Origin of the sequence: Paenibacillus fonticola DSM 21315 (assembly GCF_000381905.1) — a bacterium.
In the GTDB taxonomy this organism is placed as follows: Bacteria; Bacillota; Bacilli; order Paenibacillales; family Paenibacillaceae; genus Fontibacillus; species Fontibacillus fonticola.
On record NZ_KB907261.1, the window covers coordinates 1 to 18,267 of the forward strand.

The window sequence follows — 18,267 nt, forward strand, 5'->3', positions numbered from 1 at the left end:
GAAAGGGGATCGGCTGGCCCCAGTTCTTTGATGAGTTTACGAAGTGCCGCCGCCGAATGTGGAATGCTCCCGTAATAGCGAGGGGCTTCCCCGGTTGAATCCGCAATGGCCACCGAAATTTTTGCTTTGGATACATCTAAACCGACGAATTTTGTGATAGACTGCATAGTATCAGCTCTCCTTTGCTATGTAGCTCTGAAATGGTTGGTCTTTCCACTTTCCATTTTAACCTACGAGATGTAGCAATGTGGAGGGCTGTCTGTTTATCGTTCATCATAGCTAGAATCAAACAACAGAGGCTGATAAGCGTGACTGCGTGGCCATTCGTAAATACTTAGTATAGGATGCAGAAATCTGTAAATATTCTGCAGGGTGCAGGACAATATAGCCTTTATTTTCAGGCCTGGGGCTTTCACTGTAACTTTCGGGTAATTAAAGCAAAAGGGGCTGTCTCAAAAGTGATAGGTGACTGAGGGCACCCATCTCCATCTTTAGCTCCTCTATAAAACTGTCGGACACGAAGCAGGGACTTAGACTAAATGGAAATCGTGTATCTAATTATGCTCGAAACGAATATTTCAGGGGATTAGATGGATTTGATGCACCAAAAATCAAAAATCCAGTCCAGGATGACCCTCTTCCCCCTACTAATGACATGAAATCCACTTAAATTTACATTCTCTTCTTTGCTGCCGAAAATAACTACTATGAATCCATTAAATAAGGGCGGATCACATCAAAAAGCAAAACCATAAAAAAGCTGGATGGAAAACATTGTATTTTTCCACCCAACTTTTTATTTGGGGGCTTATTAGACAGCCCCTCTCTCTAGCTTTATCGTCTGTAGTCGCTCTAGCCGTTACTTAGTCGTTACTTAGTCGTTACTTAGTCGTTACTTAGTCGCTCTTAGCCGTTACTTAGCCCTTCTGAGTTCTTCCTAGCACTTCCATAAATCCCTAGAACCCCTAGCACTTTCTAGAACTTTCTAGCACTTCCTAGCACTTTCTAGTACTATCTTAGCCTACCTGGTACTTCTGAGCGCTTCTTGCGAACACTTCTGAGCACACTTTTTAGCACTTCCTATCCTAGCCCTTCTTAGCACCTCTAAGCACTTCTTGCGAGCTCTTTTCAGAGCACTTCTTAGCAACTCTAAGCACTTCTTGCCACACTTCTTAACCTTTCTTAGCGCCTCTAGGCACTTCTTAGCGAACAGCTTTTAGCGCGCTCCTTAGCACCTTTAGCCTTCTTAGCCCTTAACCGAGCCTGCCACCATTCCCTTCATAATTTGATCTTGCAAGATCAAATACACAGCAATGGTAGGTATGACGGCGATAGCCATTGCCCCCATCGTCAGGCTATAATCCGTACCAAAGCCATCCGAGAATAAGGATAAACTTAGCGGTAGTGTCTTCAGCACCTGTGAGTTAATGAATACAAGGGCAAAAGAAAAGTCATTCCAGAACCGCAGAAACGCTAAAATTGAAATGGTCGCGACGATTGGACTGCACAGCGGGAAGATCACCCGGCCAAAAACTCCCCACCAGCCATTACCATCGATCATGGCCGCTTCCTCAATTTCCCGCGGAATAGAGGCCATATAGCCTATAGCTAAAAATACAGCGAGTGGAAGCTCAAATGCCGTGTAAGGTAAAATTAGCGCCCAGTAAGTATCCAGCAGGTGGATCTTATTCATCATTAGAAATAAAGGCACAAGCGTACTATGAATCGGAATAAGCAGACCTGCCAGGAATAAGGTTACAGCTACTTTCTTAAACCGGAATTCAAATCGTGAGAGCACGTATCCGGCAAGAATGCCAAGAACAAGCGTGAGGATGACAGCTGTTATCGTCACAAATGTAGAATTCAGCATCGCCCTTCCCATGTTTCCTAACTTCCACGCCCGGGTGATGTTCTCTATCATCCAGGCGTGTGGCAGCGAGTAAGGGTTCTTAAAAAAATCTTCATTTGTCTTAAATGCACTAATAAACAACCAATACAAGGGATACAGCGTAAGAACCGCATATCCGATTAATATCAATTTCCCGAGAACGGATAATCCCTTTAATGCAAGCTTTTTACCGGTGGAATCTATGGCAATATTGGCAGCTGTAGTTGTTCTAAGTTCCACTCTCCTTCCCCTCCTCGTTATCTCTCTTTCCTTCGAGTCAGGATATAATTAATCCCGATCAGTAAGGCGCTTATGATCATGATGATGGTAGACACGGCAGAACCGTATCCATAGCGATAAACACGGAACGTGTTATTATACATATAAGTGGCTAGCAACTCTGTCGATTGTGCCGGTCCTCCTTGCGTCATCACCATTACATGATCGAACGCCTTCAAGCTTCCCGAGATACAGAGTACCATGGTAACAACCACAGTACTCCAGATCATAGGCAGTGTTACGTAAAACAGCCTTTTTCTCCCGTATGCTCCATCGATATGAGCCGCGTCGTAAATTTCTGACGATATATTTTGCAACGCTGCAATAAAGATGATCATGTAGGGCCCAATATTGCTCCAGTTAATCGGAATTGTGATCGCGAATATGTTCACATGAGGTACGGATAGCCAAGCCCGTGTCCAAGACTCCAGCCCGACGGCCTCCAAAATGGTGTTGACCAATCCGAACTGCGGATGATAGATATATCCCCAAATCAGCCCTACTACAACAGTTGAAAGAACCATAGGCATAAATACTGCCGAACGTATAAAGCGGGAGAAAAACGAGTTCTTGACGAGAACTAAAGCTAAGAGAAGCGCAATAGGAATCTGCCCTATGATTGCCGATATAACTAGAATCAAGTTGTTTTTTAGCGCTCTCCAGAAAATAGGGTCCTGTAAAATTTCACGATAGTTACCTGCACCAATAAATTTAGATGCTCCGATTCCTTTCCACTCGAATACTCCATAATAAGCGGACCAAAAAATAGGAACGATAACAAAGACCACGAATAGAAGCAGCGCCGGAAGCAGGGCTAGTGCAATAAATCCTTTACTCCGCAGAGCGGTAGGCATGAGAAGTCTACCTCCTTATGTTGACTCAAGATAGCCTATTATTGGTTTTTTGACCTTGCCTGTGCTTCTTGAAGCTTCTTCGCGACACTTTCTGGAGTACCGCCTACCATAATTTCTTGGAGTCCGTTGTTGATCACTTCTGCCGCTTCAGCAGATAAATATGCATCATAGACCGGTGTAATATTACTCTGCTTAACCAAATTGAAAGCTTTATAGTAAAGTGAGCTTACTTTGGATTCATCAATATCCGTATCATACATCACCATAGAATTGCTCTCTGCAATCGCCTTCTGTGCTTCCGGGCCGCTAACGGCATAAATAAGCTCGAGGGCCGCGTCTTTCACTGCGCCTTCAGTTCGTGTACTTAAAGCCAGACCGCCGCCTGCACCGCCGGAAATCGAATTCGCATTTCCTTTGCCTCCTGGAATAGCTGGAAGTACGGTAACATCAACGACATTCATTTGCTCCTCACTTGCTGAAGCTGCCATATTGGTAAGACTCCAGGCGCCGCTAATCATCATAGCCGCATTGCCTTGGATGAAATATTGCTCTGCTTGCGTATTGTCGATACTGTTTGCTCCCTCTTGGAAAACCTTTTTGTCAACAAGCTGTTTAAAGTAACCCAGCGCTTCGATGAATTCAGGGTCTGTAAATTCCGCGCCGTTTTGGGCAACAGCATTCATAAACCATTCTGTTCCGGTTACACGATCGGCGAGCGAACCAATGATGGTCGACTGTGCCACCCATGGCGCCTTATTCCCTAATGCAATCGGAGTTATTTTATTTTCGTTGAAAATATCGATGGCTATCATCATTTCATCCCATGTTGTTGGGACTTTAACATTATATTGCTCAAACAAGGATTTGTTGTAGTAAAGGATGGAAGTTGCCGACATCCCTATAGGAGCTGAGTAAATTTTGTCCGGTTCAAATGTATACGGATCAAATGCACCTGGAAGGAACTTGTCTCTCCACTCGGGATATTGATCAGTAACTTCTGTAATCGGTTGTAATAGTCCGGCATTGTATAATTCCGCAGAATGACTTCCCGCATAGACGAAAAATAAATCCGGGAGCTCGTTTCCAGCAGCGACTGTGCTTAAACGTTGGCGGTAGCCATCAGGCGGAATTGCTTGTGCATCGAGTTCCACCTCAGGATGTTCCTGAGCAAACTTATCGATGAGATCCCTTACCGTCTTGGCCCGCAGGTCATCACCGGCAAAGTTATGCCAGATAGACAGCTTTATTTTCTCTTCTTTCTTGGTTCCGTCCGCCTTGTTACTGCCACTGCCGCTGTTCCCACAGGCTGCGAGGAACATCGCCATAATCAACAGCAAAAGACTCATTCTTCTGATTGATTTCATATTTAATCCCCCTTAGTTATGCGGAGCGAACCAAAGAACAGCCTTGGTTCATCCAGTAATAATGAATACCTTAGGCAGGGTTCAAAAAGTCAGCTTCTTCTGTACCAGAGTTTATGACTTACGATGCAGCGACTCCTCCAAATCCTTCAGAAGGTTGAATGAAGCTGGAGGCCGGGGAGTGGTGCTGCATGTTTATGCAGAAACGACTTCAAAAGAATACGCTTGCAACACCTGCGTAAGCTCCCGGCAGAATGAAGACTCAACGGCGAATATGCCTCTGGATACTTCGTAAAAGATAACTTTTTGAACCTCCTTCTTAAAGTATAGTGAGGAGGGAAACCGGCTCATAGGGGATATAATTCAGTTGATAGAGGGACTTAATTCAGCTTTTGCTGCGATACTCTGAAGGGGTTTGACCCGTAAATTTTTTGAATAAACGATTAAAATACTTAATATCTTCATATCCAATTTGATTTGCGACTTCGCTGATTTTAGCAGGCGTCTCCCTTAACAGTGCCATCGCTTTGCGCAGCTTGGCCTGCGTAACGAATTCAATATAGTTCTGTCCTGTCTCCCGCTTAAATACTTCGCTAAAATAGTTTGGGTTCATATGTACATGCCTGGCTACCTGACTCAGTGAAAGGCTTTGGTCCAGATGATCGTGAATGTAGGCAAGGGCCCGCTGAACCGGACTTATTCCAGAAACCATCAGGCTGTACTGCTTCATCACTGATTCAAGGTGAACCATAAGCGTCTCTTCCGGCCTGTTCGCCAACGCCAACTTATCTATTTGCTCCCCATGAGGCAGCGGATTTAAATATCCGATTGAAGATGCGGTGCGTTCCAGCCACCGATAACCCGTGATAAGTAAGGAATGCAAGTAAGCCTGCATCGAACCGGGCGTCGCCTGATCATTTTGCTTGATCCGTTCTAAAATATTTCCGATCTCCGTCCGTAAGTCTTCTGTGCTGCCTGCCCGCAGCAAGGAGGAAAGGGCAGCTTCTTCTTCCTGCGTGCAGACCATGCGCAGCCCTTTGCGTTCACCAAGTTCGTCATAGCGTATACACCGCTCATGACTTAATAGCCAGGCATAGGAGCTAGCTTGTACAGCTGTATCAACAGCTTCACGCAGTTGGCGCACATCCTCAACACTCCGGCCGCAAGCGGCGAATGTCTCACATTGGAGCACTTGTCCAGCTTTTTGAATCGCTTGCTCAACCGGGTTCCATCCTTGATGATTCACTTCGATTTTTACGAGCAGCAGTAAAGATTCATTCCAAGGCAGCCACTCGCTAGGCAGCAGTCCGGTTAACATTTCACCAAGCTTGCTATGCAGAACCTCGAGATTGTTGACTTCCCCCAGATCCTCAGTTTGCGCTGAGATAATCCAGATCTGCAGCTGCTGCTGGCCTTTGATCGTCCGCAGATGCGGATATCTGTTCCATAGCTCCACTGCCATTTGCTCATCTGGGTTTGAAGCAGAAGTCATTAGTTCTCTTAAAAAGCTGCGGTTCACAACAGCTTCCTTCGCCCTTCCCAGTTCATCCACTTGTCTTCGCTGCTCAAGCCGCCCTTTTGCCCGTAGAGCAGCTTGAATGATCTCATCAGGACGGCTTGTTTTGAGCAGATAATCACTGACTCCTTCCCGCAAGGCCTGCTGGGCATATACAAACTCATCAAATCCAGAGATGACAATCATTTCAGTGTCAGGGTATTCCTTCTTAACTTCATGAGCCATCTCCAGACCGTTTTTCCCAGTCATCCGAATGTCTGTAAAAATAATTTCCGGGCGTTCCGCAGGTATGCGCAATAAAGCCTCCTCCGCCGAGGCGGCCGGCTCCAGTACCGTAAATCCATTAGCTTCCCAATTGATTACGCTGCTTAATCCAGTGCGAATGATCACTTCATCGTCCACAATCAGTACTTTCATTGTCATCATCTCCTTTGCAGCATTGCTTGTTTGCTGTAGAAAACGCGTTCTGCCCCTTGATTATTTCGTGTTCAGAGGAAGACTTCTTGAACACCGCCCGTTAGTTGTTTGCGCTCTCTGTGCAGGGGATCGTAAACATGACGCGAGTTCCCTTTCCTTCTCTACTATCGATATGCAGCCCTGCTTCCTTGCCGTAATGAAGCACCAGCCGGTTATGAACGTTACGCAGCCCATACCCGCCATGAACGGAATGCTCTTTCTTATGATCCGGATGCTCCGACAATTGAGTGCGAAGCCATTTCAAACGCTCAGGCGTTATCCCGATGCCATCGTCTGTAACGGTAAAATGAATGCCTTGCTCATCGCACTCGGCTGAGATCGTAATACAGCCTTGTTCTTCCCGCTTCAATATGCCGTGAAGCATGGCATTCTCTACCAATGGCTGAAGCAGAAGCTTCAATGTGAGCTGCTCCTGTATAGCTGCACTTACATTGACCTGAAATAAAAATTTATTCGGATACCGAATGGATTGAATGCTTACATAATTTTTGACATGGATGATTTCTTGCTCGATGGAGCAATATTCTTGACCGTTATTCAGACTAAACCTTAAAAAGTCGCTCAATGAGCCTACCATTTCCGCTATTTTATTATCGTGGTTCATAAGAGCCAGCCAATGAATTGAAGATAGCGTATTGTACAGAAAGTGCGGATTCATCTGAATTTGCAGGGCATGCATATCCGCTTCTTTTTTAAGCGATTCATTCCGCTTCACTTCGTCCGTTAATTTGACAATCCGGGAGCTGAGCTTGTTATAGCTTATAATCAGCTGGCCCACTTCATCGATGGATTTCACAGGAATGGCAGGCAAAGACTCCTCTGGGCTCTTATGCTTAAGAAAGCTAGTTAGCTGGGACAACGGATTCGTTATTTTCTGGATAATAAAGAGCACGAAAATGATAACAAACAGGATTGCGGCCGAGACGGCTACGGCCGTCAAAGTAAGGAAATAGCGGTTTTGCGAACGATATTCTTCAGATGGAATAATTCCAACCAGCTTCCAATTTCCACTGGACATCGTTTTGTAGAGAATCGTTTTCTTCTCAGCTCCTTCCCCGTAGTCCAGAAACCCGCTCACGCCTTCGAACGGTCCAATGTCCGGATAATAATCCGAGATTAAAAAGTTTGTTTCCCATTCAGGCGGTCCAGCCAGAATCCGATTCTGCTCATCGAGAAGCAGTACAAATCCGCTTTTCTCCAAAACCGCTTGCCTGATTTCCCCTGCAATAACAGCTTGATCGAGATTAATTTGCTCTTTGCCAATCAATTTGTACTTGTCTGTACTGCGAATCGGCCTGGAGAGCGTAATGACCTTGCGGACTCCATCGAAGGACCACTGCTGGTGTACACCCGACCACCATTTGGGCTGCTCATCATAATAATCAGGAACGGATTCGGTAATATCAATGAAATCAGATCCGGTTAATGACTTATGTGAAATAGGCGGTTTGGCGCCCAAGGGTTCAATAATAATATTCGCAATGTAATCTTTGGAGAATGCCAGATTCGTCAAGAAATTGATGATCGACGTTTGCTGGACAAAGTCGCCCTCAGGCGACTTTAAATAATTCTGCACCCCATTGTGTCCGATTAGAAATAAGGACATGTTCTCTACATCCTTGACCATCGTCGCCAAATAAGCTTCCAGCTGGCGCAGCGTATTCATCCCCGATATTTTGGCCTTCTCCTCTGTAAGGTCTGACGCTAAGTTATAAGAGAACAATCCAAGAAACAGCAGGGGAACTAGTGTTGCTATAATGATTAAGATTGATAACTTATGTTTAAGAGATTTTCCCAGCCACCTTTTCATGTCTCACACCCCGATCATAATTAAACAAAACGAATAAGCATCTCCAAGGGGAAACGCTTCCATTTAAAATTTATCATTATAAGGATATATATTCCACTTGGGCCTTATGGTAACATATTCGCCGAACAGGGTATACCCCCACTTAACTATTCTCTTCCTCCAACATAGGTCACTGTCCCTAGAAGACAGGCTTGCATCGTAGGGTGATCCCATACTGGCCGCATACGAAAAAACCATCCTGCTACTTCAGCAGAACGGTTTTTCCTGTATAGGCTAAGGCGACATTGTCAGGCAGTCCATAGTCACGGCGCAAGTCGATATCATGAGATAAATGAGTGAATAGCGAGCGCTTCGGCTGAATTTCCTGAAGGAGCTCTAGCGCTTCCTTGATGTCATAAACAGACCGGGTCGAGAATTCGGCCTTCTCCTCGTAGAAGCTCGTTCCGAGAATGAGCAGGTCCAAGCCGTGAAGCGGCGCCTTCTGTTCCTCGGAAAGCGCGATCGCGTCGGAGCAATACGCCCAGACATATCCCCGCTTGGTGAGGCGATAGGCATAGGAGTAGCCGTTTTTGCCATGGAATACTTTCCAGCCTTCAATATGCCATCCTGCTAATTCCAACCCTTGGCCGATGGGATGCATATCAAGCTGCCCCGGCAGCCATGGATATTGACGTATAATTATGTCGATTACTTCCTGTGGGGCGTAAAGCTGGCCCCGGCGATTCAACCACCGGCAGGAATCGGCCCATTCCGGAAGCCCGCCGATATGGTCAAAATGAGCATGCGTCACCAAAATTTGTTCAGCAAAACGCACACGATGGCGCTCCATCGCCGTACGCCAATCCGGACCGCAGTCGATTAGAAATGACCCTTCCTTGCTTTCCAGCAGTACGGATGAACGGTACCGCCGATTGACGCCCTGCTCTCTCGCATCCTGGCATACCCCGCATTCGCAGTATACTCTGGGTACGCCCATTGCGTCTCCCGTTCCCCAAAACGTTAATCGATCCCCGGTTTCATCATTTATGTGTTTAACTATCGGATTAGCTATTTGTTCATCCAATCGCCCGTGTAGTTGATCCGTAATTTGTCCGGCCTTGCCCTGTACTCTTTTGCTCACTTTCCTAGTCACCCCGTTGTCAGCAGAATCTCGTAAATGCATATCTATCGATGGCTAGCTGAAGATGTCCCATCCTGGAAGATTTATCACTTCTGAAAGATACACTAGCTCCAGCTCCAGCTCCAGCTCCAGCTCCAGCTCTAGCTCCTGCATACTGTCCAATCCATCATAGCATCAGTATTCTCAAAAAAGGAAAAAGTAATATAATGGCATTATATTATGTTGCCTATAAGGAGTTGATAACATTGAGAAAAATATGGATTTGTTTTATTTTCATACTTTTTGCTGACCCATTAAGAACCTATGCCGAGCTCATCCCGTTTCAAGAGAGGATAGTGAGTATTTATCCCACGAATAATGAAGCCACTGAAGTTATCGTTAGACAGGGGACAAAAGAAGCCAGCACCTTTACCGTAAAAGGAAATGATGTGGCAGTACGCGATATTTTTGCATCGAACGTGGATAAAATTACATGGGATCATCAAGCTAAAATAGCCAAAATAAGCAACAATGGACAAGAGCTTGTGTTTGCTCTATCCGCTTCTTACCCAGAACAAGACAATGAAGTTGTAGTACCAAGCGGCTGGTTTAAGTTCGAGGATGGACGTGTATTCATTAATCTGCTTTATTTGAGTTATATTTTTGATAGATACGCGGAATTTAATGCAGATTCTGAAGAGTTCGCTTGGAAAAATAAATTAAAGTTCTTGGATATTGAATTTATTGACACGATTAATTCGACCCCAAAAGATCGCATGGTGCATTCGTTCATACAATTCACAGAATAGCACCGCCGTTTCCCTAAACTAGGATGCAAATACCTTAAAACAGTTTTTCTCACTTTAAGATATCTCCTGCTTCCACGAAAAATAACCGTCCCGGATTTCCCAAGACGGTTATTTATTTATGTTGGTTTACTTCACAAAAATAATGATTTGACATTCATCAAGCTTAAATCACTACGGTTAACGGATCGCCTTTTAGCGGATTTTCTACAATCCAGCTCTTCTCATCATTAAACAGATACGCGCGGTGTACAAGCACTCGTACCTCTTGTCCGGCCTGGAGGGTCTCCTTTTCCAAGGACCGGAAAGTAGTTAATTTATGTCCACCCACCTCGACCTCGACGAGCCATTCGCTGCCCCGGAAGTGCAGGTGCTTAACGACCCCGGCTGCTGTAGCTGATTTAAGGACGAACTCCTGCTCGGTTCCTACCTCAATATACTCGGGACGAATGAGTGCGCGAATGCCCGGGTCCTCCGCCTCCGTCTCAAAGCCTTTCAGGTCGGACGCTTTCTCTACAAGCGTTGACTGACCGACAAACGACGCCACGAACGGGGTATATGGATCCTTATAAATATCCCAAGGCGTTCCCTTTTGCTCCAGACGTCCCTGGTTAATGATCATAATTTCATCGGCTACTTCAATCGCCTCATCCTGGTCATGTGTTACGAAGATTGAAGTAATTCCCACGCGCTCAATCAGCTCGCGAAGCCAGGAACGAAGCTCCTGACGAATCTTGGCATCAATGGCAGCAAACGGCTCATCCAGCAGCAGCAGCTGGGGCTCTGGCGCTAAAGCGCGGGCAAAAGCAACACGCTGGCGCTGCCCTCCAGATAACTGGTGAGGATAGCGGTGTTCAAAGCCTTTCAATCCGGTTAGTTCAACAAGCTCCATTACCCGTTCCTTGATCTTGGACTTCGCCTCTTTCTTCACCTGAAGACCGAAAGCGATATTATCAAAAACGGTCATATGCTTGAATAGTGCGTAGCTCTGGAATACAAAACCGATCCCCCGCTCCTGCGGAGCAAGTCCGTTCACCCGCTGCCCATGAAACAATATTTCACCGGAATCAGGCTGTTCCAGCCCTGCCAAAATGCGTAAAATAGAAGTTTTTCCGCCGCCGCTTGGACCGAGCAAGCCGATGAGCTGCCCCTTTTCAATTCCGAAGCTGACATCCTTCACCGCATGAAAACTTCCAAAATGTTTTTCCAAATTTTTAACCTCAACATGCATTCCAGGCCACACCCTTTCGTTGAATCCTTACCCGACCGTTTCGTATATTATTCTTATGAACTTACTCGGCATTATAATCTTAAAAACACTTTACCAAACCCTGCCTTTACCGTCAATCCATTACGGTTCATAAATTTTTTAGCGTTTCAAAGAGATTACCCTCATGATCCTTATTCCATTCAATTCCTACTCCCATATCGCATTCATAAGGATGATGAATTCCGAAATGATTAACGTTGATCATTTTTTCTGTGAAAACGTTGACATATCCTCACATTATATTTTATGATTAGTTTCGAGAGCAGGGATGTGAAAGGTGATGAACATGTCAAAAGAGTCTTACAACAAGGTAACCGTCAAAACGCTAGCGGAAAAACTCGGTTTGTCAGTAGCTACGATCGATCGAGCATTAAACCAGAGGGGGAATGTCAAAAAGGCTACTTACGACAGAATTATGCAAGCTGTCGAGGAGCTGAACTATTCACCTAACAAGTCGGCAAGCTATCTATCCAGAAACAGAATGATATCTATCGCAGTTATTTTTCAAACATATCCCATCTATTTCTGGGAGCAAATTGAGATTGGCGTAAACAACGCCCTTCAAGAGCTGTCGCATTTCGGTCTTCAAGTGGATATTATCCGTACTATGAATACTAACATTGAAGAGCAGATCGAAAAGATCAACGAAGTCGTCGACAGCGGGAAATACGACGGTATCGCCATCTCCTCTGACGGTTCCTTCGAGATCGCGGAGCTGATTGACAAAGCTGTTAACAGAGGCATTGCTACCTGCACCTTCAACACTGACTCTCCTATTAGTAAGCGCTTATTTTACGTCGGCTGCGATTATCGGGATGCCGGTAAATTAGCCGCGGAACTGCTGTGCAAATTTATCGGCCGCAAAGGGAAAACAGCCTTCATCCTCGAGACGGAAAATATGTTCCAGTTCCAGCAAAAGATCCTGGGCTTTCGCGAGGTCATCGGACGTTACGACAACGTGCAAATGATCGGCCCCCTCAAACTGGATAGGAATAATATCGAGGGCTCTTTGGAACACTTAATAAAAGACCAGCTTTCGGATGTAGACGGCATTTATTTGGCTACCGGACAACTTGCCGCCATGGCCCAATATATCGAAAGTTGGGGGCTGGACGCAGCTCTGATCGGTCATGACATGACTCCAGAAGTGCATGATTATTTGCAGAAAGATATCATTACAGCGACGATTTGCCAGGATCCGCATAATCAAGGCTATACCGCTGTTAAACTGTTGTTTGATCATTTGACTCGCCCAACCGAGTTCATTCCATCTCTTAACTTAAGCAAGCTTGAAGTCGCTTTAAGCGAAAACGCCAATTTCTTTTTGTGATTTTTTTGCGCTATATTATCAGTACAGTACTTTTTGCAACAAAATGATCAACGTACATCATTTCTAAAACATTCCAATCATATTTCAACTCATTTTATCAAACAAAGGGGCTCGAATATATGAAAAAAAAGGCATCACTTATTCTCATTGCCACGATGATCTTCAGTCTCATACTTACCGCATGCGGAGGGGAACAAAAAAGCGCCGGCCAAAACGATGCCAGTAACGGCGGAGACAAAAAACAAGTTTCTTTCTGGTATTATTTTGGCGGCAATGAAGAAACTGCACTTAAAGAAGCAATTCAAAAATACAACAGCTCGCAGGATCAATATGAGGTTATTGGACAATACGTACCGTTCGGCGATATGAAAAAAAGATTGTCCGTAGGCCTGATGGGTGAAGAATTACCAGATATCGTAACCGTTGACAACCCTGACCATGCCTCCTTTGCCGCTGCCGGTATCTTCGAGGATATTACGGAACGTGTAAACGAATGGGGCCAAGGCAGTCAATACCTTGAAGGCCCGTTGGAATCCGCCAAATACGAAGGCAAACTGTATGGCTTGCCGTTTACAAGCAACACGCTTGCCCTCTTCTATAACACCGATATGTTTAAAGATGCCGGTATCGCCGAGCCGCCAAAAACTTGGGACGAGCTTCGCGAAACAGCAAAAAAATTAACCGTCGGTGATCGTTACGGCCTTGGGTTTGCTGCCGTTAAATCCGAAGAAGGCGCTTTCGACTTCCTTCCATGGCTCCTTTCCACCGGCGCAAATTACGACAGCATCGATTCTCCTGAAGCTGCCCGCGCATTCACTTTCTTGACGGATCTCATCAAAGACGGCTCCGTCAGCAAAGAAGTCATCAACCTGTCTAACAGCGATACTTTAAAACAATTTTCCTCCGGCAAGCTGGCCATGATGGTGAATGGTCCATGGAACATTGCCGGCGTAAAAGCGGATGCTCCTAATATGAATTTCGCCATTGCCAAACTGCCGATCGACAAGCAGGAAGCTTCCGTACTCGGCGGAGAGAATATCGCCGTAATTAAAGGCAATAACGTAGATGGGGCTTGGGATTTCTTGAGATGGATGTCCGAAGCTGAGCAAATGGAATCCTACCTCGTACAAACCGGTTACTTCTCGCCTCGCAAAGACGTGGCCGAAAAGTCCGATCACTGGAAAAGCGACGCACATTTAAGCGGATTCCTGGAGCAAATGCAATCCGCACAACCGCGCGGTCCGCATCCAAAATGGCCTGAAATTTCGTCCATCCTGCAGGAAGCATATCAAAAATCGTTCTCCATGGCGATGGACCCAGCCGCTGCGGCAGCAGAAGCCGGACAAAAAATCAAAGACATTATCAATCCATAGCCATCGCGCACTTGCGCAAAAAGGCAATTTAGACTCTATTTTCCCTTCTCCAAGACCTTTATTTAAAGGTCATGGAGAAGGACAATCCCTTAGAGAGGGGCAGTTCTTGTGGAATTAAATAAAAGAAATCTGCTGATTAGTCTGGCCTATGTTGTTCCAGCGCTAATTTTCATGCTCGTATTGATCGGTTATCCGCTCTTTTACAACGTCAAAATCAGCTTTCAGCATCTGGATCTAATGTCGCTGAACAATCCCGATATCGCGTTTGCAGGTCTAGAAAATTATCGGAAAGTCATCGGTCTGGACTCTTTTCATATCGCATTTAAAAACACTTTCTTCTTTACATTTTGGAGTATCTTCCTGCAATTTACGATCGGCTTTGCGCTCGCCTTGTTCTTCAATATGAAATTCCGTTTGGCTGGGTTTCTAAGAGGCTTGACGCTGGTCTCCTATCTAGTTCCAATCGTTATTACGTCGCTGTTGTTCAAATTCATGTTCAACCAAAGCGTCGGGATTATCAACTATATCCTGCTCTCCATCGGTTTTGTGGATCAGCCGATCGAGTGGCTGACGCATCCGGAGCTCGCTATGTGGAGCGTCATAATCGCCAACGTCTGGGTTGGAGCACCATTTAACATGATGCTGCTCTCTACGGGACTCTCCTCGCTGCCTGACGATATTTACGAAGCGGCTTCCATCGACGGCGCGAATAAATTCAAGCAGTTCATGTATATGACCCTGCCGATGCTTCGTCCGGTCATTATGATCGTCATCATGATGGGCTTCATCTTTACGTTTAAAGTGTTCGACCTGATCTTCGTCATGACCGCCGGCGGACCGGTAAATGCGACGGAAGTGCTGTCGACCTTGGCCTACAAGCTGTCCTTTGATCAATTCAATTTCTCTCAAGGCGCAGCGGCGTCCAACATTCTCTTCTTGATTCTGTTCATAGTCAGTCTGATTTACTTGCGCATGGTTCGCAGCGATGAGGTGATGTAAAAATGGGAAGATCAAAAGAGCTCATATTAAGCATTGTTGGGATCATCATTGTAGGTGCCCTCCTGTTCCCTATTTATTGGATGATCGTCAGCTCGTTCAAAGTACAGGGAGAAATATTCCAGATGCCGCCGACGCTTATTCCGAATGACTGGTATGTGGAAGGCTACACCTCACAGCTCAGCGGCGCTCTCGGAAGAAGCTTTATTAACAGTTTAATTGTAGCTATCAGTTCGATGGCCATCGTCGTTGTGCTCGCCATTCCCGCTTCCTACGGACTTGCGAGATATCCGGTGCCCGGCAAGAAGTGGATGATTCTCTTCTTCCTAGTTACACAAATGCTGCCGGTAACCGTAGTGCTTACGCCGTTGTTTATTTTGTTCAAAAAGATGGCACTGCTCAACAGCTTGGCTGCACCTATTCTCGCTACGGCAACGCTAGGGATTCCGTTCTCGGTGCTCATTCTCAGAACCTATTTCCTGAACGCGCCTAAAGAGCTCGAGGATGCGGCGATGATCGATGGCTGCAACCGGTTCACCGCATTCCTAAGAATCATGATTCCGATTTCTTATCCAGGAATTATCGTATCGGCTACATTCTCGTTCCTCTTTGCCTGGGGCGATTTGATTTACAGCATGACCTTCATTAGTAATTCCGCAATGTGGCCGTTAACTGCCGGCGTATACAATTCCATGGGTAAATACGGCATTCAATGGAACAATCTATTATCCTTTGCCACAATAACCGTTCTTCCGGTACTTGCTATGTTCATCGTATTACAACGTTATATCATCAGCGGACTTACTAACGGAGCGGTTAAATAATATAGATATAGGTGGGGAAAACCATGAAGCATTATCAAACTAGCAGACTCAATGAAGCTATCGATGTTAGCATTCCCTTTCATCAGTCCGATACACTGAACTTTATGGGCGATCAGGTCACCGGCTTTGATCCGCAAACGAGAAACGGCCGGATCAAATGGCTGCGCTCTACCCGCAAGCCGAGGCTTGCGTTCAACCAATACGATTTCTTTATTGAACCTACTCAATCTTGGGAGTTCCCGGTAGAGTATCCGGAGTCTCCTGAAATGCCTTTTGATATTTCTTTTGTTACACCAAGAACAGCGCGTATTCGCATACAAACTCGGAGAAAAGTTGCCAAAGAACAGCCTTCTCTCATGATATCAGGAGAAATTAACGAGGATTCGACATGGACATCGGCTGCAAAGACCGATGATGGCTATGTATGGGAAAGCCAATACGGAAAGGTCGAGCTTGGGCTTCATCCTTTCCACCTGACTTTTAAAGACGCGAACGGAAAAGTGCTGACGCAAACCTGGCATCATCAAGATACCTTCAGTTTGCAAAATATGTACCCTGTCCCATTCTCATTTGCCCGTTCGATTCAAGATATGTCCCATAAAATCGCAGCTACCTTCAGCCTGGCGCCAGGCGAGAAAATTTATGGTACCGGCGAATCCTTCACCGGATTAAATAAGCGCGGCCAGCGCATCGACCTGTGGACCCGCGACTCGCTCAGCGTACAGACTGGCGATATGTACAAGCCGATTCCTTTCTTCCTGAGCAGCAGGCAGTACGGCATGTTTATCCATTCCACAGCGCCAATCACGCTCGATATCGGCAAAGAGTACGATGCGGCCAATACGATTTACATGGATGACGACAGTATGGATCTCTTCTTCTTCTTCGGCGATCCGAAAGAAGTGCTGAGCGAATATACGGCATTGACCGGCAAAAGCCCGGTACCGCCATTATGGTCCTTTGGCCTGTGGATGAGCCGGATTACGTATGATTCGGAGGCACAGACCCGGGAAGTTGCTCAGAAGCTGCAGGAGCACCAAATCCCATGCGACGTCATTCATCTCGATACAGGGTGGTTTGAAGAGGATTGGCGCTGTGATTACGAATTTTCCCATACCCGGTTCGACGATCCGCGGAAAATGATCGAAGATTTGCGCAAGCAGGGACTTCGCGTCAGCCTATGGCAAATTCCTTATTTCACACCGACGAACCGCTACTTCCAGGAGCTGATCGATAGAGGGCTTGTCGTTACCGATCCAGACGGAAACCTGCCGACAGAGGATGCAATTCTGGACTTCAGTAATCCGGAAACCGTAGCCTGGTATCAGGAAAAAATCGCCGAGCTGCTTGAAATGGGCGTAAGCGCCATTAAAGCGGACTTTGGCGAAGGCGCACCAATCTTTGGACGGTTCCATTCCGGCCAAAGCGGCCGATTGGAGCATAATTTGTACCCGCTCCGCTACAACAAAGCCGTTGCCGATGTGACCGAGCGCGTCAACGGAGAGAGTATCATTTGGGCACGCAGCGCCTGGGCCGGCAGCCAGCGCTACCCGATCCATTGGGGCGGCGATACGGAGAACACCGATTCCGCCATGCTGGCTTGCTTGAGAGCAGCCCTTTCGATCGGTCTGAGCGGCTTCACTTATTGGAGCCATGATATCGGCGGATTCGTGAAGGAAAGCCCTGAAGCTCTATATCGCCGCTGGATGCCTTTTGGCATGCTGACCTCCCACAGCCGCTGCCATGGTGCCCCTCCGAAGGAGCCTTGGGCTTACAGCGAATCGTTCATGAACGATTTCCGCGCTGCGGCCGAAATGAAATACAAGCTGATGCCTTACATTTATACGCAGGCCTATTTGAGTTCAGAGGCTGGCCATCCGCTGCTGAGAGCGATGTTCCTGGAGTTTCCGGAGGACCCGACCTGCTGGATGATCGAGGATCAATATCTCTTCGGCTCCGACATTCTCGTCGCGCCATTGTTCGAAGAAACCGATCATCGCACCGTCTACTTGCCGCAAGGACAATGGGTGGATTATCAGACTGGAGCGGTATATGAAGGACAGCAATGGTTAACGATCCAGGCCGGTCAAATTCCGATCATTATGCTCGTTCGGGCTGGCGCTGCGATCCCGCATGTAGAGGCTGCGCTGACGACGGACCATATCGATTGGGAACAAGTAAGCTTCACAGCCTACACGGCTGACGGAATCACAGAAGGATCAGGCAAATTCTATCATCCGCTTCGTAAGGAATGGATAGAAATCAAGTAGATTAGAAGAAATCCCCTCACGATCTACAGTAACAACGTCCATGGGCATGGATTAATTACTGCGGATCGGAGGGGATTTTAATAGCTAGCATATCTGATTACTTCGCAAACAATG

At 46.3% G+C, this 18,267-nt stretch carries 13 protein-coding genes; 6 read left to right on the top strand and 7 right to left on the bottom strand.

All coding sequences use genetic code 11. The features are described 5' to 3' along the window. Positions 1–1,246: 1,246 nt before the first annotated feature. The 6 genes from G358_RS0117010 to G358_RS0117040 form a co-directional block, all read right to left on the bottom strand. On the bottom strand, positions 1,247–2,128 hold the full coding sequence (locus tag G358_RS0117010) for a carbohydrate ABC transporter permease (protein WP_019638449.1): 882 nt from the start codon (positions 2,126–2,128) through the stop codon (positions 1,247–1,249). Between the two features lie 17 nt (positions 2,129–2,145). Then, a complete protein-coding gene (locus G358_RS0117015; protein ID WP_019638450.1) occupies positions 2,146–3,021 on the bottom strand; it encodes a carbohydrate ABC transporter permease in 876 nt (291 codons plus the stop codon). 38 nt (positions 3,022–3,059) lie between these two features. Beyond that, a complete protein-coding gene (locus G358_RS0117020; RefSeq protein ID WP_019638451.1) occupies positions 3,060–4,385 on the bottom strand; it encodes an extracellular solute-binding protein in 1,326 nt (441 codons plus the stop codon). A gap of 382 nt (positions 4,386–4,767) precedes the next feature. Next, the gene (locus G358_RS0117030) at positions 4,768–6,315 is read right to left on the bottom strand and encodes a response regulator transcription factor (protein WP_019638453.1); all 1,548 of its coding nucleotides are present in this window, start codon (positions 6,313–6,315) and stop codon (positions 4,768–4,770) included. 100 nt (positions 6,316–6,415) lie between these two features. After that, complete coding sequence (locus G358_RS0117035) at positions 6,416–8,185, bottom strand: cache domain-containing sensor histidine kinase (protein ID WP_026342315.1); 1,770 nt, start codon at positions 8,183–8,185, stop codon at positions 6,416–6,418. 241 nt (positions 8,186–8,426) lie between these two features. Further along, positions 8,427–9,161 carry an MBL fold metallo-hydrolase gene (locus G358_RS0117040; protein WP_019638455.1) on the bottom strand — a complete coding sequence of 245 codons (735 nt, stop codon included), beginning with the start codon at positions 9,159–9,161 and terminating at the stop codon, positions 8,427–8,429. A 389-nt stretch (positions 9,162–9,550) separates the two neighbouring features. Here G358_RS0117040 and G358_RS0117050 point away from each other — a divergent pair, with 389 nt between their 5' ends. Further along, positions 9,551–10,093, top strand: a complete 543-nt coding sequence (locus G358_RS0117050) for a hypothetical protein (RefSeq protein WP_157274400.1) — start codon at positions 9,551–9,553, stop codon at positions 10,091–10,093. A gap of 163 nt (positions 10,094–10,256) precedes the next feature. Here G358_RS0117050 and G358_RS0117055 read toward each other — a convergent pair whose 3' ends face one another. Next, positions 10,257–11,321, bottom strand: a complete 1,065-nt coding sequence (locus G358_RS0117055) for a sulfate/molybdate ABC transporter ATP-binding protein (protein ID WP_019638458.1) — start codon at positions 11,319–11,321, stop codon at positions 10,257–10,259. Between the two features lie 319 nt (positions 11,322–11,640). On the opposite strand from G358_RS0117055, the gene G358_RS0117060 reads away from it, so the two are divergent. The 5 genes from G358_RS0117060 (at position 11,641) to G358_RS30335 (ending at position 18,153) form a co-directional block, all read left to right on the top strand. Continuing rightward, on the top strand, positions 11,641–12,690 hold the full coding sequence (locus G358_RS0117060; RefSeq protein WP_019638459.1) for a LacI family DNA-binding transcriptional regulator: 1,050 nt from the start codon (positions 11,641–11,643) through the stop codon (positions 12,688–12,690). Between the two features lie 119 nt (positions 12,691–12,809). Further along, positions 12,810–14,063, top strand: coding sequence for an ABC transporter substrate-binding protein (locus tag G358_RS0117065; protein WP_019638460.1), 1,254 nt, complete (start codon positions 12,810–12,812; stop codon positions 14,061–14,063). Between the two features lie 108 nt (positions 14,064–14,171). Next, entirely contained in the window at positions 14,172–15,062 is an 891-nt protein-coding gene (locus tag G358_RS0117070) for a carbohydrate ABC transporter permease (protein ID WP_019638461.1), read from the top strand. 2 nt (positions 15,063–15,064) lie between these two features. Then, positions 15,065–15,883 carry a carbohydrate ABC transporter permease gene (locus G358_RS0117075; protein WP_019638462.1) on the top strand — a complete coding sequence of 273 codons (819 nt, stop codon included), beginning with the start codon at positions 15,065–15,067 and terminating at the stop codon, positions 15,881–15,883. Positions 15,884–15,906: 23 nt separating this feature from the next. Further along, positions 15,907–18,153 carry a glycoside hydrolase family 31 protein gene (locus tag G358_RS30335; protein WP_019638463.1) on the top strand — a complete coding sequence of 749 codons (2,247 nt, stop codon included), beginning with the start codon at positions 15,907–15,909 and terminating at the stop codon, positions 18,151–18,153. Positions 18,154–18,267: the final 114 nt, after the last annotated feature.